This is a genomic window from Paenarthrobacter sp. NPDC089675 (assembly GCF_044749185.1).
Taxonomy (GTDB): Bacteria; Actinomycetota; Actinomycetes; order Actinomycetales; family Micrococcaceae; genus Arthrobacter.
Genome location: NZ_JBIVHM010000011.1, coordinates 68136 through 93407 on the forward strand (window position 1 = coordinate 68136; position 25272 = coordinate 93407).

23 protein-coding genes and 1 riboswitch are annotated in these 25272 nt (G+C 64.6%); of the genes, 13 read left to right on the forward strand and 10 right to left on the reverse strand.

Annotated elements, in window-relative coordinates; all coding sequences use genetic code 11:
* The first annotated feature begins 221 nt into the window (after positions 1-221).
* From ACIPY2_RS19410 to ACIPY2_RS19430, 5 genes are all read left to right on the forward strand, one after another.
* On the forward strand, positions 222-1205 hold the full coding sequence (locus tag ACIPY2_RS19410) for an ABC transporter permease (protein WP_400268031.1): 984 nt from the start codon (positions 222-224) through the stop codon (positions 1203-1205).
* Positions 1205-2167, forward strand: a complete 963-nt coding sequence (locus ACIPY2_RS19415; RefSeq protein WP_400268032.1) for an ABC transporter permease — start codon at positions 1205-1207, stop codon at positions 2165-2167. Before ACIPY2_RS19410 ends, ACIPY2_RS19415 begins: the two co-directional genes overlap by 1 nt.
* On the forward strand, positions 2164-4311 hold the full coding sequence (locus ACIPY2_RS19420; RefSeq protein WP_400268033.1) for a dipeptide ABC transporter ATP-binding protein: 2148 nt from the start codon (positions 2164-2166) through the stop codon (positions 4309-4311). The genes ACIPY2_RS19415 and ACIPY2_RS19420 overlap by 4 nt, the downstream gene beginning before the upstream one ends.
* Positions 4312-4387: 76 nt before the next feature.
* On the forward strand, positions 4388-6118 hold the full coding sequence (locus tag ACIPY2_RS19425; RefSeq protein ID WP_400268034.1) for an ABC transporter family substrate-binding protein: 1731 nt from the start codon (positions 4388-4390) through the stop codon (positions 6116-6118).
* Positions 6119-6322: 204 nt separating this feature from the next.
* The gene (locus tag ACIPY2_RS19430) at positions 6323-7372 is read left to right on the forward strand and encodes a Gfo/Idh/MocA family oxidoreductase (RefSeq protein ID WP_400268035.1); all 1050 of its coding nucleotides are present in this window, start codon (positions 6323-6325) and stop codon (positions 7370-7372) included.
* Here ACIPY2_RS19430 and ACIPY2_RS19435 read toward each other — a convergent pair.
* The gene (locus ACIPY2_RS19435; protein ID WP_400268036.1) at positions 7369-7842 is read right to left on the reverse strand and encodes a hypothetical protein; all 474 of its coding nucleotides are present in this window, start codon (positions 7840-7842) and stop codon (positions 7369-7371) included. The genes ACIPY2_RS19430 and ACIPY2_RS19435 overlap by 4 nt on opposite strands.
* Positions 7843-7876: 34 nt before the next feature.
* Positions 7877-9067, reverse strand: coding sequence for a WXG100 family type VII secretion target (locus tag ACIPY2_RS19440; RefSeq protein ID WP_400268037.1), 1191 nt, complete (start codon positions 9065-9067; stop codon positions 7877-7879).
* Between the two features lie 260 nt (positions 9068-9327).
* On the opposite strand from ACIPY2_RS19440, the gene ACIPY2_RS19445 reads away from it, so the two are divergent.
* The 3 genes from ACIPY2_RS19445 (at position 9328) to ACIPY2_RS19455 (ending at position 11472) form a co-directional block, all read left to right on the forward strand.
* On the forward strand, positions 9328-10029 hold the full coding sequence (locus ACIPY2_RS19445; protein WP_400268038.1) for a hypothetical protein: 702 nt from the start codon (positions 9328-9330) through the stop codon (positions 10027-10029).
* Between the two features lie 136 nt (positions 10030-10165).
* Positions 10166-10723 carry an RNA polymerase sigma factor gene (locus ACIPY2_RS19450; RefSeq protein WP_400268039.1) on the forward strand — a complete coding sequence of 186 codons (558 nt, stop codon included), beginning with the start codon at positions 10166-10168 and terminating at the stop codon, positions 10721-10723.
* Positions 10720-11472, forward strand: coding sequence for a hypothetical protein (locus ACIPY2_RS19455; protein WP_400268040.1), 753 nt, complete (start codon positions 10720-10722; stop codon positions 11470-11472). The genes ACIPY2_RS19450 and ACIPY2_RS19455 overlap by 4 nt, the downstream gene beginning before the upstream one ends.
* Before the next feature lie 70 nt (positions 11473-11542).
* On the opposite strand, the gene ald is transcribed toward ACIPY2_RS19455, so the two are convergent.
* Entirely contained in the window at positions 11543-12661 is a 1119-nt protein-coding gene (ald, locus tag ACIPY2_RS19460) for an alanine dehydrogenase (RefSeq protein WP_400268041.1), read from the reverse strand.
* Between the two features lie 205 nt (positions 12662-12866).
* Here ald and ACIPY2_RS19465 point away from each other — a divergent pair, with 205 nt between their 5' ends.
* Positions 12867-14084, forward strand: coding sequence for a PucR family transcriptional regulator (locus ACIPY2_RS19465; protein ID WP_400268074.1), 1218 nt, complete (start codon positions 12867-12869; stop codon positions 14082-14084).
* A 196-nt stretch (positions 14085-14280) separates the two neighbouring features.
* Here the strand turns inward: ACIPY2_RS19465 and ACIPY2_RS19470 are convergent, their stop codons facing one another.
* On the reverse strand, positions 14281-15507 hold the full coding sequence (locus ACIPY2_RS19470) for a hypothetical protein (RefSeq protein ID WP_400268042.1): 1227 nt from the start codon (positions 15505-15507) through the stop codon (positions 14281-14283).
* 4 nt (positions 15508-15511) lie between these two features.
* A riboswitch (cyclic di-AMP (ydaO/yuaA leader) is annotated at positions 15512-15661 on the reverse strand.
* Positions 15662-15944: 283 nt separating this feature from the next.
* Between ACIPY2_RS19470 and ACIPY2_RS19475 the strand changes: the two genes are divergently transcribed.
* A complete protein-coding gene (locus ACIPY2_RS19475) occupies positions 15945-17003 on the forward strand; it encodes an ATP-dependent DNA ligase (protein ID WP_400268043.1) in 1059 nt (352 codons plus the stop codon).
* A gap of 10 nt (positions 17004-17013) precedes the next feature.
* Here the strand turns inward: ACIPY2_RS19475 and ACIPY2_RS19480 are convergent, their stop codons facing one another.
* From ACIPY2_RS19480 to ptsP, 6 genes are all read right to left on the reverse strand, one after another.
* A complete protein-coding gene (locus ACIPY2_RS19480; RefSeq protein ID WP_400268044.1) occupies positions 17014-17256 on the reverse strand; it encodes a DUF6480 family protein in 243 nt (80 codons plus the stop codon).
* A gap of 113 nt (positions 17257-17369) precedes the next feature.
* The gene (locus ACIPY2_RS19485; protein WP_400268045.1) at positions 17370-18173 is read right to left on the reverse strand and encodes an alpha/beta fold hydrolase; all 804 of its coding nucleotides are present in this window, start codon (positions 18171-18173) and stop codon (positions 17370-17372) included.
* 8 nt (positions 18174-18181) lie between these two features.
* A complete protein-coding gene (locus tag ACIPY2_RS19490; RefSeq protein ID WP_400268046.1) occupies positions 18182-18433 on the reverse strand; it encodes a hypothetical protein in 252 nt (83 codons plus the stop codon).
* Positions 18434-18530: 97 nt separating this feature from the next.
* Positions 18531-18932 carry a helix-turn-helix domain-containing protein gene (locus tag ACIPY2_RS19495; protein WP_400268047.1) on the reverse strand — a complete coding sequence of 134 codons (402 nt, stop codon included), beginning with the start codon at positions 18930-18932 and terminating at the stop codon, positions 18531-18533.
* Positions 18933-19057: 125 nt separating this feature from the next.
* On the reverse strand, positions 19058-19336 hold the full coding sequence (locus ACIPY2_RS19500; RefSeq protein ID WP_400268048.1) for an HPr family phosphocarrier protein: 279 nt from the start codon (positions 19334-19336) through the stop codon (positions 19058-19060).
* 32 nt (positions 19337-19368) lie between these two features.
* Entirely contained in the window at positions 19369-21054 is a 1686-nt protein-coding gene (ptsP, locus tag ACIPY2_RS19505) for a phosphoenolpyruvate--protein phosphotransferase (protein WP_400268049.1), read from the reverse strand.
* 129 nt (positions 21055-21183) lie between these two features.
* On the opposite strand from ptsP, the gene ACIPY2_RS19510 reads away from it, so the two are divergent.
* From ACIPY2_RS19510 to ACIPY2_RS19520, 3 genes are all read left to right on the forward strand, one after another.
* A complete protein-coding gene (locus ACIPY2_RS19510) occupies positions 21184-21906 on the forward strand; it encodes a TetR/AcrR family transcriptional regulator (RefSeq protein WP_400268050.1) in 723 nt (240 codons plus the stop codon).
* Between the two features lie 66 nt (positions 21907-21972).
* Positions 21973-23991: a PTS mannitol transporter subunit IICBA gene (locus ACIPY2_RS19515; RefSeq protein WP_400268051.1), complete on the forward strand. Its 2019-nt coding sequence runs from the start codon at positions 21973-21975 to the stop codon at positions 23989-23991.
* A complete protein-coding gene (locus tag ACIPY2_RS19520) occupies positions 23991-25139 on the forward strand; it encodes a mannitol-1-phosphate 5-dehydrogenase (RefSeq protein ID WP_400268052.1) in 1149 nt (382 codons plus the stop codon). Before ACIPY2_RS19515 ends, ACIPY2_RS19520 begins: the two co-directional genes overlap by 1 nt.
* Positions 25140-25272: the final 133 nt, after the last annotated feature.

Below are 25272 nucleotides of genomic sequence, written 5' to 3' on the forward strand. Positions count from 1 at the left end.
TGGCCGCAGGGGCGAAACTGGACCCTGTGAAGCGATATGTGAAGCAGTTATTGTGGTAGTTTCCTCTTGAATGTGACCCACGCCATACGACGGCCGGTGTTCACTGAAGGGGCTTGGGGGTACATCATCCCTGCGCCAATTCGTAGCTGACACCGGCCACCGCCGGTACCCGCGGAAGGACCAGCTTTGAGCTTTGCCACGATCAAGGGCAGCCGCCCCACATGCTGAAATACCTGTTGAAGCGGTCGGGGATCTACCTGATCATGATCTTCCTGACCACGAGTGCGGGATACTTCCTGGCAGTCTCAACGCTCAAACCGGCACTGCTGGAACAAGAGAAGATCCCGCGGCCCACCCCCGAACAAGTGGCAGCGTCCTTCAAGGGGCTCGGCCTGGACCCCAACGCGAATCCTTGGCAGCGCTATATCGAGTGGCTCGGGGGGATCCTCACCCGCTGGGATTGGGGCCGCAGCCCCAACGGGGCGTACGTGAACGCCGAGTTCGCCGACCGCGTGATGGTCTCCACCCGGCTTTTCATCGCCTCCATCATCCTGACGCTGATCATCGGAGTCGCCCTGGGCGTGTACTCGGCAGCCCGGCAGTACAAGTTCCCGGACCGGGTCATCACGTCATATAGCTATTTGGTCCACATTCTCCCGGCACCGATCGCCTACTTCCTGGTCCAGTTGGGCGCCATCGGCGTCAACGAAGCCGTGGGGGAGCGCATCTTCTTCGTGACCGGAATCTCGACGCCGGGAATCGACCCGGGCTGGCCGGCGTTCGTCGACCTTGTGGCCCACTACGCCGTGCCCACCTTCGCCATGACCATCTTCGGTTGGGCGGGCTACCAGATCGCCCAACGCCAATACTTGCTGGACAATGTCAACGCGGACTTCGTGCGGACAGCCCGGGCCAAGGGGCTCAGCCGCAACCAAGCCATCCGCAAGCACGCCTTGAGGGTGTCCTTCATTCCGGTAGCCCAAAGCATTGCCTTCACCATCCCGGCAATCTTCACGGGCGGCTTCTTCGCCGAGGCGATCTTCGCATGGCCCGGCATCGGGTTGTGGAGCATCCAGGCAATCGGCCTCCAGGACGTCAACGTCGCCACCGCCACCCTGGCCTACGGTTCGGTGATCTTCGCGATCGGCGCTATTCTTGCCGATTTCGCTACCACACTGGTCGATCCGCGAGTGAGGGTCCAGTAATGACGAACATCATTGATCCCATCGCGGAAATTGACGAATCCCGGGTTTCCGACCAGGACGTCGTCATCGGCAAGTCCCGCATCATCTTCCGGCGCTTCATGCGGAACCGGACCGCCGTCGCCGGCCTGTTCATCTTCCTTGCACTGTTCCTGTTCTCCCTGCTGGGCGGTTTCCTGACGCCGTGGGACAAGGACACGATCGATCCCCTCAACATCGGAATGGGCCCTTCGCCCGACCACTTCTTCGGCACCACCCAGGCCGGTATCGACCTCATGGCGCTGATCGTGGACGGTACCCGGACCTCGATCTTCATCGGCCTGATCGTCGGCGGCCTGTCAGTCCTGATTTCGGCGGTCTACGGCTGCACCATGGCGTTCTTCGGCGGCAAGGTCGATGCCACCATGCTGTTCATCCTCGAAGCCCTCATCATGATGCCGGCCATCCTGGTGGTCGCCGTCGCAACGAGCGGCAATGCCGGACTCCGGAACCTGCCCAGTTGGCTGCTCCTGGTCATCGTCCTGCTCTTCTTCAGCTGGATGGGCACGGCCCGCCTGGTGCGCTCGCTGTCCATGTCTTTGATGCAGCGCGACTACGTAAAAGCCGCCAAATACATGGGTGTCCCTTCCCGAAGGATCGTGTGGCGGCACCTGGTACCCAACATCGGCTCGCTCCTGGTCCTGGACTTCACGCGCGGCATCACCGGTGCGGTGCTGGCCGAGGTTGCCTTCTCCTTCATCGGCATCGGCATCAAGCTCCCTGACGTGAGCCTCGGTGTCCTGATAGGCCAGGCGACCGGCCAGGTGTCCTCCTTCCCGTGGATGTTCTGGGTTCCGCTGATTGTCATGTTCCTGCTGACGGGCTCCCTGGCCATGATGAACGATGGCCTCCGCGACGCCTTCGACCCCAGCTCCAGCTCCATAGGCCGGGCAAAGACCAAGACCGCAAAGAAGATCGTCAAATGAGCACCAACACCTCCCGGAACCCGGCCGAACGACTCCGCGACGCCGGCCTTTACGCAGCCGGTGATGCCGTGCTCAGCGTCCGCGACCTCAACGTCCGCTTCAACTCCGAGAACGGCGTGGTCCACGCCGTCCGCGGAGTGGATTTCGATCTCATGCCGGGAAAGACGCTGGGCATCGTGGGCGAGTCCGGCTCCGGCAAGTCAGTTACGTCCATGGCAATCCTGGGCCTCCTGCCGGAAACCGCGGACATCACCGGCTCCGTCCGGTTCAAGGGCAAGGAACTCCTGGGCCTGAGCGACAAGGCCATGTGCAAGCACCGCGGCAACGATATCGCGATGGTCTTCCAGGACCCGCTGTCCTCACTGACCCCGGTTTACACGGTTGGTAACCAGATCATCGAAGCCCTCACGGTGCACAACCCCACCATGAGCAAGCAGGCCAAAGAAGCCCGCGCCGTCGAACTTTTGCGGATGGTGGGCATTCCGAGTCCCAAGGACCGGCTGAAAGCCTTCCCGCACGAATTCTCAGGTGGCATGCGTCAGCGCGTCATGATCGCCATCGCGATCGCCAACGATCCGCGGGTGCTCATCGCCGATGAGCCCACGACGGCGTTGGACGTCACCATCCAGGCCCAGGTACTGGAGGTCCTCCACACTGCGCAGGAGGAGACCGGTGCCGCCGTCGTCATGATCACCCACGACCTTGGCGTGGTAGCGGGCATGGCCGACGACATCATGGTGATGTACGCCGGCAAACCGGTGGAAACCGGCACCGTGGAGGACATCTACTACAACCCCCGGATGCCCTATACCTTGGGCCTCCTGGGCGCAGTCCCCCGTGTGGACAGCTCCGAAAAGCAGTCCCTGGTCCCCATCGAAGGCACCCCTCCCAACCTCACGCTGCCGGTAACGGGTTGTTCGTTCGCGCCGCGCTGCCCGCTGGCCAGCGAAGCCTGCCTTGAAGGCGAGCCGGACCTCTGGAAGGTCGCCGGCTCGGACGAACACCGCGCGGCCTGCATCAAGTCGGAAGAGCTGGCCGGCGACGCCGACGCGCACCGGATCTTCCAAGCGCCGCCGGTTCCGGTGTCAAAATTCGACAGCGTGCCCCGCCTCGAGCGCGAAAAGGTCTTGGAACTGAAGGACGTGAAGAAGCACTTCCCCCTGCTCAAGGGTGCCCTGATCAAACGGCGTATTGGCACGGTCAAAGCCGTGGACGGAGTGAGCTTCGATATCCGCGAGGGCGAATGCCTCTCGATCGTCGGCGAGTCCGGCTGCGGCAAGACCACCACGCTCCTGGAGATCATGGAATTCCACCCGGAGCAGGTGGGCGAGGTGGTCATCGGAGGCGTCAGCAACAAAGCAGCCACGGACAACAAAACCAAGATGGCCATGCGCAAGGAAATGCAGATGGTCTTCCAGGACCCCACGGGTGCCCTGGACCCGCGGTTCACCGTCTACGAGGTTCTGGCCGAGCCGTTGGAGAACCTCGGCATGCCCAAGGCCGCCGTCCGGAAACGCATCATGGAACTCATGCGGCTGGTGGGGCTGCAACCGGACCACGTCAACCGTTTCCCCAACCAATTCTCCGGAGGCCAGCGCCAGCGCATCGGCATCGCCCGGGCGCTCGCGGTCAACCCCAAACTGGTGGTCCTGGACGAGCCCGTCTCTGCGCTGGACGTCTCCGTCCAGGCCGGGGTCATCAACCTGTTGGACCAACTGCGGGCCGAACTCGGACTGAGCTACCTCATGGTGGCTCACGATCTGTCCGTGGTGCGCCACATCTCCAACAGGGTTGCTGTGATGTACCTGGGGAAGATCGTGGAAACCGGGCAAGTGGACGACGTTTTCGATAACCCCCGCCACCCCTACACCCGCGCACTGCTGTCCGCGATCCCCGTCCCGGACCCTGAAGCGGAACGTACCCGCGAGCGCATCATCCTGCAGGGAGACCTCCCCAGCCCGCTGGACGCCCCCAAGGGCTGTAACTTCGCGACTCGTTGCCCCGTCTTCGCCGCGCTGCCACCTGCCAAACAGGAGAAGTGCCTTAATCTGGAGCCGCCCCTGGCTTCGGAAGGGCAACAGGAATTCGCATGCTTCTTCCCGGACGGAGAAATTGATGCCGACATGCTGGTGGTGCATGCCTGACAACAAATGACTCAACCGAACGTGAAACCCAATATTCAACTCGCAATCCAAGTCGTAAAAACATGAAGGGCAAACCATGAAGAAGTACACGACGATCGGCGGCGTAGCACTGGCAGCAGCGCTGATGCTGACCGCTTGCGGCGGGGGAACGCCGTCGGGTCCGGCCTCCCAGAAGGCCGAAGAGGCAGGCGGTGACATCAGCAAGCTGATCAGCGTCAACGCCAAGGAAACCAAGGACCTTGAACAGGGCGGCACGGTCACCCTGGCCACAGGCAGCATTGGCCCGGATTTCAACAACAACTCCAATGTGGGCAACAGCGCAGACACGTCCGCGCTGCTGACTCCCGTAAATCCGGTAGGCATGAGCAGCGGCGGCATCGGTGGTTGCTGGAAGCTGGACTTCGACGGCAAGGCTTCGCCCAACAAGGACTTCTGCGAGGACGTCAAGAGCGAAGTCAAGGACGGCAAGCAGACCATCACCATCAAGGTCAATGACAAGGCGACCTGGAACGACGGTACGCCGATCGACGTCAAGACCTTCCAGAACACATGGAACATGCTCAAAGGCGAGGACAAGTCCATCGACATCGTCACCGCAGGCGCCTACGCCTTCGTTGATTCCGTCAAGGCTGGTGCCAACGACAAGGAAGTCATCGTCACCACCACGCAGCCTGTCTACCCCTTGGAAAGCCTGTTCTTCGGCCTGATCCACCCCGCGATCAACACCGCCGACATCTTCAACAAGGGCTTCGCCGGAGAGATGCACCCGGAGTGGATGGCCGGCCCGTTCAAGGTGGAGAAGTACGACTCGACGGCGAAGACCGTCACCATGGTTCCCAATGACAAGTGGTGGGGCCAGAAGCCGGTCCTGGACAAGATCATCTGGCGCCAGATGGAACCGAGCGCAACTATCGCAGCTTTCAAGAACGGCGAAATCGACGCCACCAGCGGCCGTACCCTGGGCCGCTACAAGCAGCTCGAAGGCACCAAGGACTCCGACGTCCGCCGCGGCCAGCGCCTCTTTGCAGGCGGCCTGAACCTCAACGCCAAGAAGCCCGCGCTGACGGACGTGGCCGTGCGCAAGGCGATCTTCACCGCCGTCGACCGCAAAGCCATCCGCGACGTCCGCTTCAACGGCTTGAACTGGTCGGAAGAGAGCTCGGGCTCCATGATGCTCATGCCGTTCTCCCCGTACTACCAGGACAACTACCCCGTGAAGGACACCGGCGCCGACGCTGCCAAGAAGGTCCTGACCGATGCCGGCTACACGGCCAACGACAAGGGCATCATGGCGAAGGACGGTGTTCCTGTTGCTTTCAAGATCACCAACTTCGGCGATGACCCCACTACCGCTGCCACCTCGCAGACCCTGCAGAAGCAGCTCCAGGCTGCCGGTATGGACGTGACCATTGACCAGCGCGGCGACGCCGACTTCGGCAAGGTTATTGGTACCCGCGACTTCGATGTCACCATTTCCGGTTACACCGTTGGTTCGGATGCCACTGACGGCGTGAAGCAGTTCTACGATTCCACCACCAACGAGAACGGTCTGGGCGACGCTGAGCTGGACGCTGAAATCAAGCGCCTGGCTACCATCGCCGACGACGCCGAGCGGAACAAGGCTGCCATGGACGTGGAAAAGAAGCACATGGCCAAGTACTTCTCCATGGGCACCGTCCTGAACGGCCCGGAGATCCAGTTCGTCCACACGGGCCTGGCCAACTACGGACCGGCCCTGTTCAAGAGCAACTCAAACGTCCCGGACTGGACCACCATCGGTTGGGAAAAGGGCAAGAAGAAGGGCTAACACCTTTCGAAGCTTGACCGGTAGAGGGCCGGGATTCCCCTGCGGCCGATGGTTCGTTCCACGGCACGCGGAGGGGTCCCGGCCTTTCCCGTCCCCGTTCCTCTCTCACTTCCCGCGGCCCGGGACCCGTTCCTCTCTCATCGGGTGAGAGAGGAACTGCCGGGAAAGGGGTGTTATGTGATCGAGGATCGGTAGCCTTGCCACATGACTTCCTCGCCGATCCGTACCGCCGTCGCAGGCTTCGGCCTGTCCGGCAGCGTCTTCCATGCGCCGTTTATCGCAGCCAACCCGGCTTACGAGCTGAGTGTCATCGCCACCTCGGACTCTGACCGTCGGGGGAAAGCGCAAAAGAGCTATCCGCAAGCGAAAATCGTCGACACCCCGCAAAACATCCTGGCCCTCGCGGACCAGCTGGACCTCATTGTGCTGGGCACCCCGCCCGCCACGCACTTCCCACTGGCGAAAGCCGCCCTGGAAGCAGGACTGGACGTCGTGGTGGACAAACCGTTCGTGGTTAACAGCGCAGACGGCGAGGAACTGATCGCCCTGGCCGCAAAGGAAGGCCGCGTCCTCACGGTTTACCAGAACCGCCGCTGGGACGGCGACGCCCTCACCGTCAGGAAGCTGCTCGACGCCGGAACGCTCGGTACAGTGACCCGGTTCGAATCGGGCATGGAGCGGTGGGCGCCGACCATCGCCAAGGAATGGAAAGCCGGCGCCACAGCGGAGGATGGCGGCGGAATCCTGTTCGACCTTGGGACCCACGTCCTTGACCTGGCCCTCCAGTTCTTCGGTCCGGCGAAGGTCACGTACGCGGAGATCACGGCAAGGCGCCCCCAGGAACCAGCGGACGACGATATCTTCATCGCCCTCCGCCACGACTCCGGCGTCATCAGCCACGTGACGCTCAACCTCAACAGCCAGCTCCATGGCCCGCGTTTCCGGATCCTCGGGACGGAAGGCGGCTTCGTGAAATTCGGCACCGACCCGCAGGAGCCGTTCGTCCAGGGAGGCGGGCTGCCAACGGACCCGGAGTACGGCGTCGAGCCTCCCGGACAGTACGGAACCCTGGAAGTGGACGGGCAGAAAACGTCGGTGGCCACCGAACGCGGTGCCTATCCCGAGTTTTACCGCCTCCTTGCGGAAAAGCTCGACGACGGCGGCACGGCCTCCGCGCTCCCGGTACCTGTGGATCCGGCCGGGTCGGTCGAAGTGCTCAAGCTGATCGAGCAGGCGAGGAGGCTCGCGGGCTAGGCGATCTCCGTGCTGGCAACCAAGGCATAGATTGCCTTGATGTCTTCGCTGCCTTCCCCGGCCCGGCAACTCCCGGTCAACTGAACCACATCCACCGCGACTTCCTGGTCCACCACCGTGACAGCCGTGAACTGGGTCAGCGATCCTGCCTCGGGATGGGTGTACCGGGCTTCCCGGATGTGCCAGTCCCTGCCGTTGATGGCCGCCGGTTCCGTGCCCAGGAGCACGGCATCGGGGAGGGTGGCCAGGAATCCATCAACCGAGCCGGCGATGTCCTGCAGCAGGTACCCGGGCGTACGACGCGAAACCGAAATGACAACATTCGGTGTGTATTCCCCGGCCCGCTCAGGGCCCATCAAAGCACCCAAGGCGTCCGGAACAACGCGTTGGATCCAACCTTCGGGGGGGCTCACCCGGATGGCGGGGAAGGCGGGAAAGCCGGGGGAGGGAAATACTTGTTGTGCTGGCATGGAAATCCTTAGGTGGTGGCTGCAGAGTGGTGAACTAGTTCTTCAGGAAATCGATAAAGCCGGTCACTGAGTCCTTGAAGCCCGAGGGGCTGATCCTGACTTCTCCGCCGCCGCCCAAACCGAGCTCGGCAGTGACCTTTGCGCCGATACCGAGAGTGAGCCCGTCCTCATCCATCGAGGCCTTGACGGTGTAACCCTCGCCGGCCCCTGCTGCGACCGTTCCCGAAGCGGTCAGGCGCTGGCCAAGGAACTCCACATACTGCGACTGGGTCAGCTCTGCACCGGCCCCCGCGCTCGCAGCGGAACCGGTGACGCCGTCGGCCTTGCTCTTGGAGACCTCCGCCTCACCCGCGCTTGCCCAGGCTCCGGCGCGTACTTCCGTGCCCTGCCCAAAACCCAACAATCCGCCGGCCACGTCCGTCTCGTTTTCGACGGTCAGCTTCTGCCCGGCGAAGGCTTCACCGCCTCCGCCGAAGAGGAACGGGCTGTTGGAATTGGCGTGTGCACTGACGTCGACGCCGGTCATCGCCCGGGCCGTTGACGTGGTGTTGACCCAACCGTCAAAGAAGTCGCTCTTGGTGGTGGTGATGTTTTCGGCGCCCACGAAGCCTTCACCCTTGGCCTGGAGGGACACGGGATCGAAGGGATTGAAGCCGAACGGGACCCGCGCGCTGACGCTTCCATCGCCTCGGGCACCAACGAAGGTCTCGTTGGTGGTGCTCGTCTTGACCGGACCGAATTCGCCGCTTCCGGTGACCACGAACCGACTACCCGCAGATCCGTTTGCGGAGGCACCGAATTCCACTCCGTCCGGACCGACTGAGCCGTGGGCTTCACTCTTGCCTTCGACGCCCTGTGAACCCTTGGCGTCCACCTTGAAGGGGCCGACGCTTCCGAGGTCCGCGGTAAAACCCTTGACGTCCGAGTAACTGCTGCTGACAGAGAAGGCATCTCCGCGGGAGGCGAGCTCCTGCTGCGTTGCATTAAGCCGCAGGGTCTTGGCATTGGCTTTCAAACACTCCGCAGCTGCCCCGAGCCGCCTGGCGAGGTCGCCGTTCCACTGGCTGCGGAAACGCTCAGCGTCGTTGCCCTTCCAGTAGTGTCCGTTCCGGATCAATGCTGTCAGCTCACGCTGGAGCCCCGAGATTTTTTCCGCCTCGGTGTCCATCAATTGCGACAGCTTGCGGAGGTCCTCGACATCCGCACCGATCAAACCTTGTGCCACAAGCGCATCCCCCTGCGTTGAAGTGAGTTCGGGGCGCGGATGTGGCGCCCGTTTTCCACGAGCCTAGCCCCGGCCGTCCGCCTCCGCGATGGGGACTACTTCCCCGGTGGATACGCACCCCGGAAAATTTTTTGGGAAAGGCGTAACCTCGCCGGGGCGCCAATCGATGTAGGGGGTGTGCGGGCCACGTCCGCACAGTGGTCATCCGGCAGCGGACAATCTGTTGCCGGGGCAATCTCCCAAACTTTCGGAGGGTCTTTATGTCCTTGTTCTCTGTTCTCGCCACCAGCAAAGTCGCCGCGGGCGTCCTGGCCGCCGGAGCCGTTGCGGCCGGCGGAACCGGTGTAGCAGCCTTCAACGGTGCCCTGCCCGCCGACCTTCAGCAGGGTGCACACAACCTCGTTGGCGCTCCCGCTCCGGCCGCGGAGAAGGCCGCTGCAGGCGTCAACAACGCCGCTGACGCCGCGACCGCCAAAGCATCGGACGCCGTCGCGACCGCCAAGTCCACCGCCGCGGACGCCAAGGCGGCCGGGCAGGAGAAGGCAGCCGACGCGGTGGCAACCGCCAAGGAAGCCGCAGCGGATGTCGTGAAGGCAACTCCTGAGGCATTCGGCCTCTGCACTGCTTTCCTCAACGGTGGCCTGGCCCACGACGCCAAGGTTCCGGGCTACAAGTCCCTGGTTGTCGCCGCAGGAGGCGAAACCAAGGTTGACGCCCACTGCGCAGCCGTTGTGGACGCAGGAAAGGCAGCCGGCCTGAAGGCCGACGCCAATGCTTCGGCCAACGTCGACGCCGGAACGTCCGTCGACGCCAAGCTCCCGGCCGTACCGGCTGTGCCCGCTGTTCCGGCGACGCCCAACGTACCGGCCGTTCCTGCGACCCCTGCCGTCCCGGCAGTGCCTTCGCAGGTTCCGACCCACGTTCCCGCAGCCCCCGGCGCAGCACTCGATTCCGTCCGCTAGACACTCGGCGGTTACGGTTTAAGGGCGGGGGCTCTTGGTTCAGGCCGAGAGCCCCCGCCATGCAACGAACGTCGGCAGCAGTGGCGCCAGGGGCCCGGGGACGTCACTGCACTGGGCTGGATGGAGGCATCCGCGGGTGCTGAACCCTTTGGTTGAAGAGAAGGTGCAGACGGATCACGACGATCCCGCTCTGCTCTTCACGGCTGCCTACAACAACTTTTCAGGTCCGGTGTTCGGCTACCTCCGCGCCCGCGGGGTGGACGACCCGGAAGCCGTAACCCAAGACGTCTTCCTGGCCCTCTACCCCAAGCTGGAGACCCTTCACGGTGGACTCCAAGGCGCCAAGACGCTGCTCTTCTCGATCGCCCATGCACGCATGGTGGACCATTACCGGAGGCGGGAACGCATTCCCGAACCGACCCCGTACGACGCCGATCTGGACAGCCGGAGCGCCCCTTCGGCTGAAGAGCAGGCGGTGGGGGGCATTGGGGCGACCGAACTGATGGAGGACCTCGCCTACGATTACCGCGAGGTGCTCGCGCTGCGCGTGGTGGCGGACCTCTCCGTGGAAGAGACGGCGGAAATCATGGGGAAGTCCCAAGGGGCCGTGAAACAGCTCCAACGCAGGGCACTGAATGCGCTGCGAAAGAAGGCCTTGGGGAAGCAAGCATTGCGAAGGAACGGCACATCATGAGCGAACAGAAGCAGCGGCAGCAGGCCGAAACCGCGGTGGACCGTTTCCTGTCCGAGTCGGGGTTCCCGCAGCCCGAAGATGTCCGAGACGAACTCCTGGAACTCCGTTCGCTCGCGGCCGCGCCCCCGCCCTCCGATGCCGTACGTGCCCTCATGGCGGGCGGGGCGTCCACCGCGGGACCGACGACGGCGGTTACCACCGTCCTGCCGCAGGTGAAGGACGAGCTGGCTGCCCGCCGTCGTAAGCGCCGCGCTGCCATTGCGGGACTTGCCGTAGCCGTGGCCCTCGGAGGCGGGGCAACTGCGGCAGCCGCCCAGGAGGGTGGCATCCCCGCCACTATCCAGCATCTTGGTGCCGCAGTGGGGTCCGTGGTTTCGAACTTCGCGCCCGGGCCGGCCCACGTACCGCACGAGCAGTCGAGCGTGCCGGCGCAATCGCCCGGACACGTCGTTGGTCCGGCACCGTCCGCCCCCAAATCAACAGACGGTGCCGGAGAATCCAAGCCGGCCGCAGGCACCACCACCGAAAAGGCCGACCCCGCAAAATCCGTGAAGTCGCCTGCCGGAGGACTCCAGCAGCCATCCAAAGCCCCCGGAAACCCCGGCAACGCACCGGCGCCGGAGATCACGGCGCCGGTCCTCGGCACCCCGGATCTTCCATCGGGCCTGGGGTCCTCAACCATCCCGGTCCCCGTACCCACTCACTTGGTCCCCGAGGTTCCCAAGGCTCCCGGCAACCCCTCGAAGTGACAGTTAAAGCTGACGGCGGGGTGCGGCTTCGTGTGGAAGCCGCACCCCGCCGTCGTCCTTGCCTTGGTGGCTAGGCGGTAACCACGCTGTGCCAGTCCTCAACGAGGGGCAGGTTGTGCGCCTCGGAGACGGAGTGGTGTGCCACGTGGCCGGCGGCGATGTTGAGGCCGGCTGCGAGGGCGGGGTCGCGGTCGAAGGCCGCCTTGACGCCGAGGTTGGCCAGGGCAACCGCGTAGCGCAGGGTGACGTTGGTCAGTGCGTACGTGGAGGTGTTCGGAACAGCGCCGGGCATGTTGGCAACGCAGTAGAAGATCGAGTTGTGGACCTTGTATGTCGGTTCCTGGTGCGTGGTGGGGTGGGTGTCCTCGAAGCAGCCGCCCTGGTCCACTGCGATGTCCACCAGCACCGAGCCCGGCTTCATTCGAGACACGAGTTCGTTGGTGACCAGCTTGGGTGCCTTGGCACCCGGGATCAGGACGGAGCCGATCACGAGATCTGCGTCGACAACTGACTTCTCGATCTCGTAGGCGTTGGAGGCGACGGTCTTCAGGCGGCCCTGGTAGAGGGCGTCGAGTTCGCGCAGCCGGTTGATGTTGATGTCCATGATGGTGACATCGGCACCGAGGCCCAGCGCCATGGCGGCGGCGTTGGTTCCCGCAACGCCGGCTCCGAGGACAACGACTTTTGCGGGGCGTACGCCCGGTACGCCGCCGAGGAGCACACCCTTGCCACCGGCGGGGGCCATGAGCGAGGACGCGCCGACCACCACGGACAGGCGGCCTGCGACCTCCGACATTGGGGCGAGCAGCGGAAGCGCGCGGCCTTCCTGGACGGTTTCGTAGGCGATTGCCGTGACGCCGGAGTTGATGAGCTCGGCGGTGAGCTCGGGCTCTGCGGCGAGGTGCAGGTAGGTGAAGAGGATCAGGCCCTTGCGGAAGCGGTGGTACTCGGCAGCGATGGGCTCCTTGACCTTCATGACCATGTCAGCGCGGCCCCAGACGTCATCGGCTTCGTTGACGATTTCTGCGCCGGCGATCGAGTATTCCTCGTCGGTGATGCCCGAACCCAGGCCTGCGCCGCGCTCCACCAGGACGGTGTGTCCGTGGGTGCGGAACTCGTGGACGCCGGCGGCCGTGATGGCTACGCGGAACTCGTTGTTCTTGATTTCCTTGGGGACGCCAATGATCATTTGGGGCTCCATCTTTAGCGGCTTTTTCGGCCGGGTTTGGTGCGTGGGCTGTGCTTCCAGAATAAATCCGGCTGTGAGGCAGGCGACATGGACCAGCTCGCGGCACCGACGGTTAAGCCCCGAGAAATCAAGGTTTTTGTGTCTGTGGGATCGACATTTGTCGAACCTTGGAGCGTCAGGTGTCGCCTGCTGTTGGTACGATTTCCTGATGCAGCAGGACGTTGAGCAGATCGTTGAACGCGTCGCGGCGAAGCTCGGCCGCGGCTTGTCCCTGGAAGACCTCGACGGCGTCCTCCTGGCCTACAGTTCCAACCAGTCCCACGCCGACCGTGTCCGGGTGAACTTCCTCCTCAGCAAGCGCGTCCCCAGCGACGTCAGCGCCTGGCAGCTTTCGCACGGAATTGCGACGGCGGTCCGTCCCGTGGTGGTCCCGGCGAACGAGGACCTGGGCATGCTGGGCCGGGTTTGCGTGCCCTTGCTGGTCCGCGGATTCCGCGTGGGGTACCTGTGGGTGCAGCAGGACCTTGAGGAGCAAAGCGCGACGGCGATCCTGGCCCAGTTGCCCGGCGTGCGGGACGAGTTGGACCTGCTTGCGGGTCTGCTCCTCGACTCGAACACGGCCGAGTCCGAGTTCCGCCGACGCCGGGAGCAGGAATTCCTGGCCGCTTGCAACGGTGAATCGAATGCCGTGGCCGCAGTGGCCGGTTGGAAGGAAATCCAAGGCAAAGGTCCATGGCAGGTGGTGACCATCCTCGACGCGCAGGGTGCCGGATCCGCCGTCGACCCCATCGCCGCAACCTTGACGCATCGCTCCGCTGCTTTGCAGTCAACCATCGGCGTGGACGCTGCGCTGTTCAGCGCCGGTACCGAGACGCACTCGGTGGTGCTGTTCCGGGAATCGGGCGGCCGTGCCCACCACGCCCAGGTCCTGGTGCATTACCAACTGGAGTTGGCCAAGCGCGCCGGACGTTCGGTGGAGCGGGTCATCCTGGGAATCAGCGAACCGATCCAAGTGATCCGGCAACTCGCCGGGGCCTACAGGCAGTCCAAAGTGGCTGCCCAGGCGGCGGCGGTCGATGCCCCGCTGGGAGAGCTCGTGGACAGCCGCGCGGTGGGCGTATATCAACTCTTCGATCGGCTGCAGGCGCCAGGGGGTTGGGATGACACGGGATCTGTCCACTTCCGCGCGCTCGAGGACCACGACCGTAACGGCGAGCTGCTGCCGGTCCTTGAGTTGCTCTACGACAATGACGGCTCGGTCCAGGACGTGGCGGCCAAACTGCATCTGCACCGCTCCAGCATTTACAACAGGCTTGGACGGATCCGGCAATTCATCGGGGCGGATCCCCTGAACGGCGCCATCCGCCTGGAACTTCACGCCGCCCTGAAAGCCCGCCGGTGGGCCGGCCGGCCCAGGATCTGAGGGCTAAAAAAGAGGCAGCCACCCTTGCGGGTGACTGCCTCCTTTTTAGACGGTGCTTTTGAACCGGGCTACTGCGAGCGGCGCAGGCGTTGGCAACTCCAACGCCCCATCCGACGGCGGAACGTTGCCGTGCGGCTGCTGCTGCAGTACCGGCCGTGCCAGCCTACGTGCGCGGTGATCCGTGGCATTCGGGTGCTCACTTGAGGACCTCCTTGGCCACATCCAACAGGCCGTCCACGCTCAGTGACGGATCACTGGCCGACGGCGTGCTGCTGGCTTTTGGGTTGTTGCTCGGCCTCGGCTTTGTCGTCTGCGTGGGGGTGGGCGACGGCGTGGGTGTGACAGTCGGCGTCGTGCTTGGCGTGGGGCTTGGCGCAGTGACGGTGTCCGACGGCGGCGCGGGCTGGCTCGGAACCGGCGTGGTTACTCCGGGGACCGGAACCACGGCCGAAGGCGCGGCGGAAGGAACCCACTTGGGCGCGGCCAGCGAGACTTGCGGAGCAGGAACGGACGACGGCGATACAGCTGCGGGTGCCTCCGCCGCGGCTTGCGTCGTCTCCGACTGTCCTGTCTCTGCTGTTGCTGCCGGGGAAGTGGAGGAAGCGGTGGTGTAGGACGGAGTCGGGCCGGGGGTGGCCTTGCCGGAAGCGCGTCCGTTGCTGCCCGCGTTTGCGCCATTGGCCTGCTGGCTGTGGCTGTCCTGGCCAAAGAGGGGCAGGTCCAAGGCATGGCTGACTGTGCCTACCGTCAGAACCAGGCCAAGTGCGCCGGCAACTACTGCCATGCGCTGGCCCATGGTCTTGACCGACGCGGCCTTGGTCAGGACTGCGTGCGGTTCCCGGCTGAATGACGAACCGCCGAAGGAGCCAAAGGCGGGTTTTGCCGTAGTCGGCCTTGCCGGCGTCGGCTGTGCCGTAGCCTTTCGGGCGTCCGTGTGCTCTGAAACGCGAGCCCGCTCGGGTGCTCCGCTTGCCAGGCCGGCAGCAGCAGTGGCCGCGGCGGCGATTTGCGCTGCCGACTTCGGTTGCGGGGCAGGCACCGTGGGAATGGCCGCGGTGGCTGGTTCTGCTTCGGGTGCTTGGATTACCGGGATGGCCGCGGTGGCTGGTTCTGCTTCGGCCGGAGTTTCGGGGGCCTTGATTACCGGGAGGGCCGCGGTGGGCGGACCGGGCGTGGTCGAATCGTCGCGGGCAGGAACAGCTCCGGACGCCTGCTCGCGCTCGGCCTGCTCGCGCTCGGCCGCCCGCCGTTCCGCGCGCGTCATGGGCGCAGGTGTGGTGGGCTGGGCCGCGGTGGCGGGTTCCGGCGTCGTGCTTTCTGTTCCGGTGACCTGTCCGCTGGGTTGGGCCCGACGGCGTCCGGATGGCTTGGTGCGCTCGTCCGCTATTTGGGCACGGCGCGGCTGATCCATGGTTGGGGACATGGTGTTTGCCTCTCAACGCCTGCGAGGTTAGCTGTCGGGTTCGGACGAGGCCGTCCGGCCGCGCGTGGCGGCTTCACCCCAAGGGCCTGCAGGGAAATCAGGCCCGGGAACTCTGGGTCCCCCGTCTCTGCCGCGGGTCTGGCGGATTCCGGGATGCGGCAGAGCTCGGCGTCACCCCGGAAGCGGCCCAGCGGAGATCGGGCACGCCCTTCGACCGTACAGGAGCAGGGAAGTAAAGTCACATTAATGTAACGGACGGAACGTCCGCCTTTTTACGTGGTCCCTGGCGCTTAGGCTTCGGGGCTGGCGCCAGGCGGGAAGCTCGTGCCCGATCCGCTGTATCTGGTGCGCTTGGTGGGTCTCCTGCAGCCAACACGGCCAAAATGTCCGGCCGCCAACACTAGCCCTCGGTGCGTACTGGCCGGTAGACATGAGCTATGGACCTACCCGTGATGCCGCCCGTTTCGCCCATGCTCGCCAAGTCCGTCCCGAACATCCCCGACGTTGGGCACTACGAGCCCAAATGGGACGGGTTCCGTACTATCGTCTTCAAGGACGGCGACGACATCATCCTTGGCAGCCGCAACGAGAAACCCATGACCCGCTACTTCCCCGAACTTGTGGAGGCGTTGAAGAGGAACCTCCCGGAGAAGTGTGTGGTGGATGGCGAGATCATCCTGATCTCCGGGAACCGACTCGATTTTGAGGGTCTGCAGCAGCGCATCCACCCAGCGGACAGCAGGGTCCGGATGCTCGCGGAAAAGACGCCGTCGTCCCTGGTGGCGTTCGATCTGCTCGCCCTCGGTGAAGAAGACCTGACCGGCCGGCCCTTCTCTGAACGCCGGACCGCCTTGGAAAAGGCGCTCGCCGACGCCGAGCCGCCGGTGTACGTCACGCCCGCAGTCACGGACCTTGGGCGGGCCAAGGAATGGTTCGTGCAGCTTGAAGGGGCAGGGCTCGACGGCGTGCTGTCCAAACCTCTCGACGGCACCTACCAGCCGAACAAGCGGGTGATGTTCAAGACCAAGCACGAACGGACCGCCGACTGCGTGGTGGCCGGATTCCGTTGGCACAAGACGGCCCAGGTTGTTGGGTCGATGTTGCTCGGGCTCTACGACGACTCGGGCCGACTCCATCACGTGGGCGTGGTGGCGTCGTTCCCCATGGCCAAGCGGGAAGCCCTGGTGGCCGAGTTGGAGCCGTACCAAGTGGAATTTGCCGAGCACCCCTGGGGTGAATGGGCCAGCCAGGAAGCCGGGGGATCACGGATGCCGGGTGCCCAGAGCCGGTGGAGCGCAGGGAAGGACTTCTCCTTTGTCCCGCTGCGGCCGGAACTCGTCATCGAGGTGGCCTACGACTACATGGAGGGCGACCGTTTCCGGCACACCACCCAGTTCCGACGGTGGCGGCCGGACCGGACCCCGGACAGCTGCACCTACGCGCAGCTTGAGGAGCCCGCCGATTATGACCTCGGCGAGATCCTGAAGCTGACGTAGTTCCTGGTGGTTACTCCTCGTGGCCTTGGTCGCTGCTCATGCTGCCCTCGGCCGGAGGAGTTTCTCCCGGGGGCACCCCGCCGCCGGGCTCGAGCCCGGTGACATTCCCGTTTTCGGGATCGGGGTTGGCGGAGGCGGCGGGATCGCGGTCTTCGTCCTGCCGCATGTCCGGGTCTTCGTGGATGCTGTCGGGCTCGGCCGCTCCGGACACGCCGAAGGTCTGGGGATCGTCTTCCGGGTCGTACGTGGTCATGGTCAAACCCCTTCCTAAGCAAACTTACTATTTGGCTTGCCTTGCCAGCCTAGCCGCGGCCGGTCCAAGGCAACAAGGGCACCATGCCGCGCGCCGTCGTCGTGCGTATCTGCCTAGTTGTGCCGGGACGTCGCGGCGACGAAGCTCCTGATGGCGTCCGCCACCGTCTTGGGCCGCATGTGCTGGGCCACGTGCCCGACGCCGGGTATCTCCACCAGGCGTCCCTGGGGCACCGCGCGGGAAAGCCGAAGCGACCACTCCGGACCGGCCACGTGGTCCCGGCTGCCGCGCAGGATCAGGACCGGTATGTCCACCAGCGAGAGGCGCTTCTCGGTGGGGTATTTCATCATCACGGGGAGTTCCGTCGCGTACCAGCGAGGGCCGCAGCGGAGGTAGTCGGTTATGACGATCCAGTTGGACGACGGGCTCTCACGGAGAAGGCTGTCCAGGAAAAGGGCGAGGGATTGCCGGGGCAGGTTCTTGTGCCTGGAATCCACAACCGGGCCCATTAGTACCAAGTGCTGTGACCGCTCCGGGGCGCAAAGGGCCGCCTCGATGGCGAACTGGACGCCCATGGAATGGCCCACCAGGATGTAGTCGTCCACGCCGGATTGGCTCAGGGCTCCGGCAATGAACGCGCCGTACTCTTCGGCCGACAGTTGGTGGTCCGGCTTGGGTGTTCCGCCAAAGCCCGGCAGGTCGATCGAATACGTGGGGGCCTTTGCCGCGAGGACAGCGTGCAGGCGGGCGAGGTAGCGGTGCGATACGCCGATGCCGTGGATCAGGACGTACGCGGGCTCTGTCTGTGCTCCGGGCGCAGGGCTTCCGTCGGCCCAGAGGATCCGTCCGTGGAGGCCTTGAACCTCCACATTGGCAGAGAGCAGCGAGGTGGTTTGCTTATTTGGCCGGATTCCCAACGCTGGCTTCAATCCCGTGCCGCGTCGTCGGGTTCGGTGGTGTCGGCGTGGTTGTTCGGCCCCTCAGGTGCGCCGGCGGCCCCTGCTGCTTCGCGGCGACGGGCGATCCGTGCCTCGGTCCACATAGCCACCGCAACAAAAACAACGCACGCGAACATGAAGGTGGCGACGAAGTTCAGACCCAGTGCGGAGCCCAAGGGTGCGGCAAGTGCCATGGCGGCCATCCCGGCCACGATATGCCACCCTTTGAAATTGCCCACCAAACAAGCGTAACCCCGGCCTTTGCGGGTGCCGGTCTGTTGGCTCGGATCGTTGCTTGATCCTTATCACGCCGAAACTTTTTCGGTCGGCTTCCGGCTAGGCTCCTTCATTGGCGGAAGCCGCTTCCGCCTGCTTGCGCTTCTGGGTTTCCAGCCAGGCGATGATCGAAGCCTGCCGGATCCGGCGGTGCGTTCCCCGGTATTCCACAGGGATTTCACCGCGATCGGTCATGTTCCGCAGATAGGTGTGTGAAATGCCCGCAAGCTCCGCGGCCTGCGAGGTGGTCAGCATCTCTTCCACGCTGCTGACAGTCACCGTTTCGCCACGGCTGAGCCTCGCGAGGAGGTCGACGACGGCGTCCCTCGCCTGGTCGGGGAGGCGGTGGACCGTGCCGTCCACGAATACCGTGATGTCGGTGGAGTCCTGGAGGGAGCGTTCCAGATTCCGGGCGTCATCGGCGGGCAGGCCAGCCGTGACGCGGGGAGCTATCAATGCCATGGCAGAAGCCTAGCGCGGGCTTGGCCATTCCTCAGGCGGCCGTTACGGGGGGGTCGCTGCGGAGAAGGCCGAGCGCCCGGCCTTCTCCGCAGCGCAGCCCCGTTTCGGATGTGCAGCCGTGAGGATCAGACCGCGTCGAGATCCGTCTCCAGCAGCTTGACCAGCGTATCCAACGCCTCGTCTGCACCTTCGCCCTCGGCCCGCAGCACAACGACGTCGCCCTTTGCGGCGCCGAGCGTCATGAGCGAAAGGATGCTGGCGGCGTCGAGCGCGTCATCGGCAGGTTCGCCCTGCATGGCGATGGTGACCTCCACCGGTTGTTCCCCTGCGGCCTCCGCAAAGAGGGCCGCCGGACGGGCGTGGAGGCCGGACTTGCTGGCGATGGTGGCTGTACGTTCGGGCATGGGTTTCTCCTTGCTTGAGGACGGAGCGGAACTTAGAGGCCGAGTTCTTCGAGGACGGGGAGCTTCGCACGGACCCATTCGCGGGCTTCGGTGGCGCTCGGTGCGGAGAGGGCCAGGCGTGCCAGTTCCTGGGCCTGTTCCAGCGTGGCGGTCTTGAGCACGGTTCCGACGGCGGCAAGGGAGCGGGCGGTCATGGACAACGTGCTGACGCCCAGTCCGGTAAGGACGACGGCGAGGGCCGGGTCCGCGGCTGCCTCACCACAGACGCCGATCGGCTTGTTGTTGCCCTCTTGTGCCGAGCCTTCCACCGTTAGTTGCACGAGCCGAAGGACGGCCGGCTGCCAAGGAGTGTTGAGCTCCGCGAGCGGGCCGAGCTGCCGGTCGGCTGCCATGGCGTATTGGGTAAGGTCGTTGGTGCCGAGGGACGCGAAGCCGACTTCCCTGAGCACCGTGGCTGCGGTCAGTGCGGCAGAGGGAACTTCCACCATCACGCCCGGGGTCTTCAGCCCGGCAGCAGCACACAGGGATGCGAAGCGTCCGGCTTCGGCGGCGGTGGAGATCATCGGGGCCATGACCCAGACGTCGGCCTCGGATTCCGATGCGGCCCGGGCGATCGCCTGGAGTTGGCGTTCAAGGACGCCGGGCGTGGTGAAGTCCGTCCGGTAGCCGCGCACACCCAGTGCAGGGTTGGGTTCGGTGGCGTCGGTCAGGAATGGGAGCGGCTTGTCGGCGCCGGCGTCGAGGGTACGCAGCACCACCTTTTTGCCCGGGAAGGCGTCGAACACAGCCTTGTAGGCGGCAGCCTGTTCATCGACTGACGGCTCGGTGTCGCGTTCCAGGAAGCAGAACTCGGTGCGGAACAGGCCAACGCCCTGCGCTCCAAGCCCCGCGGCAGCCACGGCGTCCTTGGCGCCTCCAACGTTGGCGAGGAGCGGCACGAGGTGGCCGTCCGCCGTCGTGCCGTTTCCGTCGAAGGAGGCGAGCGTCGCGGAGGTCTCCGCCCAGGCGGTCGCCGAGGCGCGGTGTTCGGCGGACGGTTCAACGGCGACGAAACCGGCGGCCCCGTCCACGTAGACTTCCGAGCCGTCAGCGATGTCATCCACGCCGTGGGCGGCCACGACGGCGGGCAGGCCCAGGGAACGGGCGATGATCGCAGTGTGGGACTGCGGTCCGCCGCCGGAAGTGACCAGTGCCAGCACCTTGGACGGGTCCAGCGTGGCGGTGTCGGCAGGAGCGAGGTCCTCGGCTACGAGGATGAAGGGTGTGTCTGAGGAGGGGATGCCGGGAGCGGGGACGCCGCGGAGTTCGGCAACAATGCGGGCGCGGACGTCCAGGACATCCGTGGCGCGTTCTGCCATGTAGCCGCCCAGGTTGTGCAGCATCTCGGAGACGGATGCTCCTGCTTCCCAGATGGCGCGCTCGGCAGAGGTTCCGGCGTTGATGAGCTTGGTGGCTGACTTGAGCAGCATGGTGTCCTTGGCCATGAGCGCAGTCGCCTCGAGGACTGCCTTGCCGTCGCCGGTGGCGGTGTCCGCGCGCCGCTTCAGTTCGTCATGCACGGTCTGGGCTGCCGCCTTCAAAAGCGCGACGGCGTCTTCCGGGCTGACGTCCGCGGCGAGCCGTTCGCCCGACGGCGGTTCGCTCACCGGCTTGGGCATCTGGCGGACCAGGCCGACGATGCGTCCAGGGCTTACCCCTACTCCTTGGAAATTCTGCACTGAATCCTCTGTTCCTGCTGGTTGGTCAAGACCCGCCGGCGACGGCACCGAGAGCCTGCGAATTTAGCTTACAAAATTTCCTTGTGAGCTACTTCATATAGCAATGCTATAGGTGCTAGGGTAGCGGTTATGAGTTTCGATGACCAGCTTCCGCCGAAAATTCGGTTGCTTCGCGCAGCTGCCGAATTGCTGGCGAATTCGGAGGGGTCAGCGGTCTCGACGCGCCAGATCACCAAGCTAGCGGGGGTCACGGCGCCAACGCTCTACCACCACTTCGGCGACAAGGAAGGCCTGTTCGACGCTGTCGTCTCGGCCGGCTTTGAGGAGTATGTGGCGGGGGAGCGGGATTTTGCACCGTCGGGGGAACCCTTGGAGGACGTCCGCCGGATGTGGGACAACCACGTCCAGTTCGGTCTCACCCAGCCCCATCTGTACCTGGTGATGTTCGGCAATATCCGCCCGGAGAGCCGCCCGGCCATCGTGGCCGATGCTGAAGCCCTCCTGGAGGAAATGCTGAACAAGGCCGCCATCTCAGGTCAGATCAATGCGCCGCCCCGTGAAGCGGCACGCAGCATCCTCGCGGCCAACGTGGGCGTCACGCTCATGCTTATCGCCGAACCGGCCGAAGACCGGAACCTGGAGCTCTCAACCATGACCCGGGATTCCATGATTTTCGCCGTCTCCACGGACACAGCCCGTGGCGCCGCAGCGGAGGACTCCGGTAAGTCCTCCGTGGTTGTTGCGGCAATCGCCCTGAATGCGGCACTGCAGGCCTCGCATTCAGACCAACTGTCCAGCTCTGAACTGAAGCTTTTCCTTGAGTGGCTTCACCGCATTTCCAGCAGCTCCTGAAGCTGTCCTCTCTCGATCTATATCGACTGACCCCGCGCCGCCGCGGGACACACGTTAGGAATTCACATGGCAACAGAGACCGTTGCGAAGCCCCGCACCAGTGCGCGGGTCGGTGTCCAAAAGTTCGGAACCTTCCTGTCCGGCATGATCATGCCCAACATCGGCGCCTTCATCGCCTGGGGCCTCATCACGGCCCTGTTCATCAAAGTCGGCTGGATTCCCGTCCCTGAACTGGGCGGCTTCGGCACCAATGCCGCGGGCGCTCCCAACGTGGGCATCGTTGGACCGATGGTCACGTACCTGCTCCCGATCCTGATCGGCTACACCGGCGGCAAGATGGTCTACGACGTCCGCGGTGGCGTCGTTGGCGCCATCGCAACCATGGGTGTCATTGCCGGTACCGACTCGCCGATGTTCATCGGCGCCATGATCATGGGTCCCCTGGGTGGCTGGTCCATCAAGCAGCTGGACCGGCTTTGGGATGGCAAGATCCGGCCCGGCTTCGAAATGCTGGTGAACAACTTCTCGGCCGGCATCTGGGGCGCAATCCTGGCATTGGGTGGGTTCTATGGCCTCGCCTGGGTGGTCAAACTCTTCACGGCAGGCGCAGGCAGCGTGGTGCAGTTCCTGGTCAATAACGGCCTCCTGCCGCTGACCAGCATCTTCATTGAGCCTGCCAAGGTCCTGTTCCTCAATAACGCCATCAACCACGGTGTCCTGACGCCGTTGGGTATCCAGCAGTCGCTCGATCACGGCAAGTCCATCCTGTTCCTGCTTGAAGCCAACCCCGGCCCCGGCTTGGGCATCCTGCTGGCCTACATGTTCTTCGGCCGCGGCGCTGCACGGGCTTCGGCTCCGGGTGCTGCGATCATCCACTTCTTCGGCGGCATCCACGAGATCTACTTCCCGTACGTGCTGATGAAGCCGATCCTGATCCTCGCTGCGATCGGTGGCGGCATGACCGGCATTGCCACCCTGGCCATCACCAACTCCGGCCTCGTGGCTCCGGCAGCTCCGGGTTCCATCATCGCCGTCATTTTCCAGACCTCGCGCGACAGCTACGTGGGCGTGATCCTGGCCGTCGTCCTCGCAGCCACGGTTTCGTTCCTGATCGCCTCGCTGATCCTGCGTACTTCCAAGGACAAGGGCGACGCCGACCTCTCGGCAGCGACGTCCCGCATGGAAGAAATGAAGGGCAAGAAGAGCTCGGTCTCCTCCGCTCTTGTAGGCGAGGGCGGCGGCCGCAGCGATGTGGCAGTTTTGACGCGTCCGGTCCAGAACATCGTTTTCGCTTGCGACGCCGGCATGGGCTCCAGCGCCATGGGTGCCTCGGTGCTGCGCAACAAGATCAAGGCCGCCGGCTTCCCGGAAGTGAAGGTCACCAACTCGGCCATCGCCAACCTGAGCGACACCTACGACGTGGTGGTCACACACCAGGACCTCACGGAACGCGCCCAGCCGAGGACCTCCAGTGCGGTGCACTACTCGGTGGACAACTTCATGAACAGCCCCAAGTACGACGAAATCGTGGAGCTTGTGAAGACGAGCAACACGGAGGGTCCTGCCGCCGCCCACCCGGACGGAGCTGCGGAAGCAACAGCAGCCCCCAGCCATGGTGCGCATGCGGCGGAGCCGGCTGCCGCCGTCGGAGGCAAAGACGTATTGCTGGCCGAAAGCGTGGTCCTGAACGGCAGCTCCCGCGACCGCGACAGCGCTATCGACGAGGCCGGACAGCTCCTGCTGGACCGCGGCGCCGTGGACATGAGCTACGTCCACGCCATGCACGAACGCGAGGAATCGGTGTCCACGTACATGGGCAGCTTCCTGGCCATCCCGCACGGCACCAACGACGCCAAGGACCACATCAAGCACTCGGCTGTTTCGATCGTCCGCTACCCCGAAGGCATCGACTGGGGCGGCAAGCAGGTGAAGTTCGTGGTGGGCGTCGCCGGCATCAACAACGAGCACCTCCACATCCTGTCCTCCATTGCCAAGATCTTCACCAACAAGGCCCAGGTGGCCCAGCTCGAACAGGCGACCACGGTTGAGGAAGTCCTGGAGCTGTTCGGAAAGGTCAACGCATAGTGAAGGCAGTCCATTTTGGGGCCGGCAATATTGGACGCGGCTTTGTGGGGCTCCTGCTCCACGAAGCCGGTTACGAAGTGGTTTTCGCGGACGTCGCGGATGCGCTGATCAGCCAGCTCGCATCCGCAGACTCCTACGACGTCCATGAAGTGGGCGAGAACCCCGCGGTCAAGACCGTGGACGGTTTCAGGGCACTGAACTCGAGCACGCAGGAATCGGCTGTTGTTGAGGAGATCTCGACGGCGGACGTGGTCACCACGGCGGTTGGGCCGCACATCCTGAAGTTCGTTGCGCCCGTGATCGCCCGCGGACTAGCCGCCCGGCCGGCAGACCTGCCGCCGCTCCAGGTGATGGCCTGCGAGAACGCCATCAACGCCACGGACCTCCTCCAGGTGGAGGTCCGGGCAGCCTGGGACGAATCCGCGGGAGACCTGGACTCGGTGGCCGTTTTTGCCAACACTGCAGTGGACCGGATCGTGCCCAACCAAGCGCCGGGCCAAGGCCTGGACGTCACGGTGGAGACGTTCTTTGAGTGGGTGATCGACCGGACTCCGTTTGGCGGCAACGCTCCGGTCATCCCCGGAGCCACCTTTGTGGACGAGCTGGGGCCGTACATCGAGCGCAAGCTGTTCACGGTGAACACAGGCCACGCTTCGGCAGCCTACTTCGGGTACCAGGCCGGGTTGGAGAAGATCTCCGATGCCATGGCGGATCCGTCGGTTGCATCCAAGGTCCGGGCCGTGCTGGAGGAGACCAAGCAACTTCTGGTCGCAAAGCACGGTTTCGAGGAAGCTGCGCAGGAAGCGTATGTGCAGAAGATCCTGTCCCGCTTCACCAACCCGCACTTGCCGGACACCGTGGTACGGGTGGGGCGTGCTCCGTTGCGCAAGCTTGGGCGGCATGAGCGGTTCGTTGGTCCGGCGGCGGAGTTGGCCGAACGCGGCGTGACTCCTGTTGCTCTGCTCGAGGCCATGTCCGCGGCCCTGCGTTTCGACGATGGTTCGGACGACGAAGCCGTGGAACTGTCCAAGCTGCTGTCCGAACTTGACGCGGCGGCCGTCGTCGAACGAGTCACGGAACTGCCTGCGACGCACCCGCTGTTCCCCGCTGTGCAGAAGCTCGTCGAGGCCCGCCAAGCCGAGATCTGATCCTCTCTCACATCCCGCCGGGGTTTGGGGGTTTGCTCTCTCACGTCCCACCCGGGTTTGGGGGTTTGCTCTCTCACGTCCCGCCGGGTGAAGCCCGACGTCGGCGCCTCAAGTTGGGCGCCGGCGTCGGGCT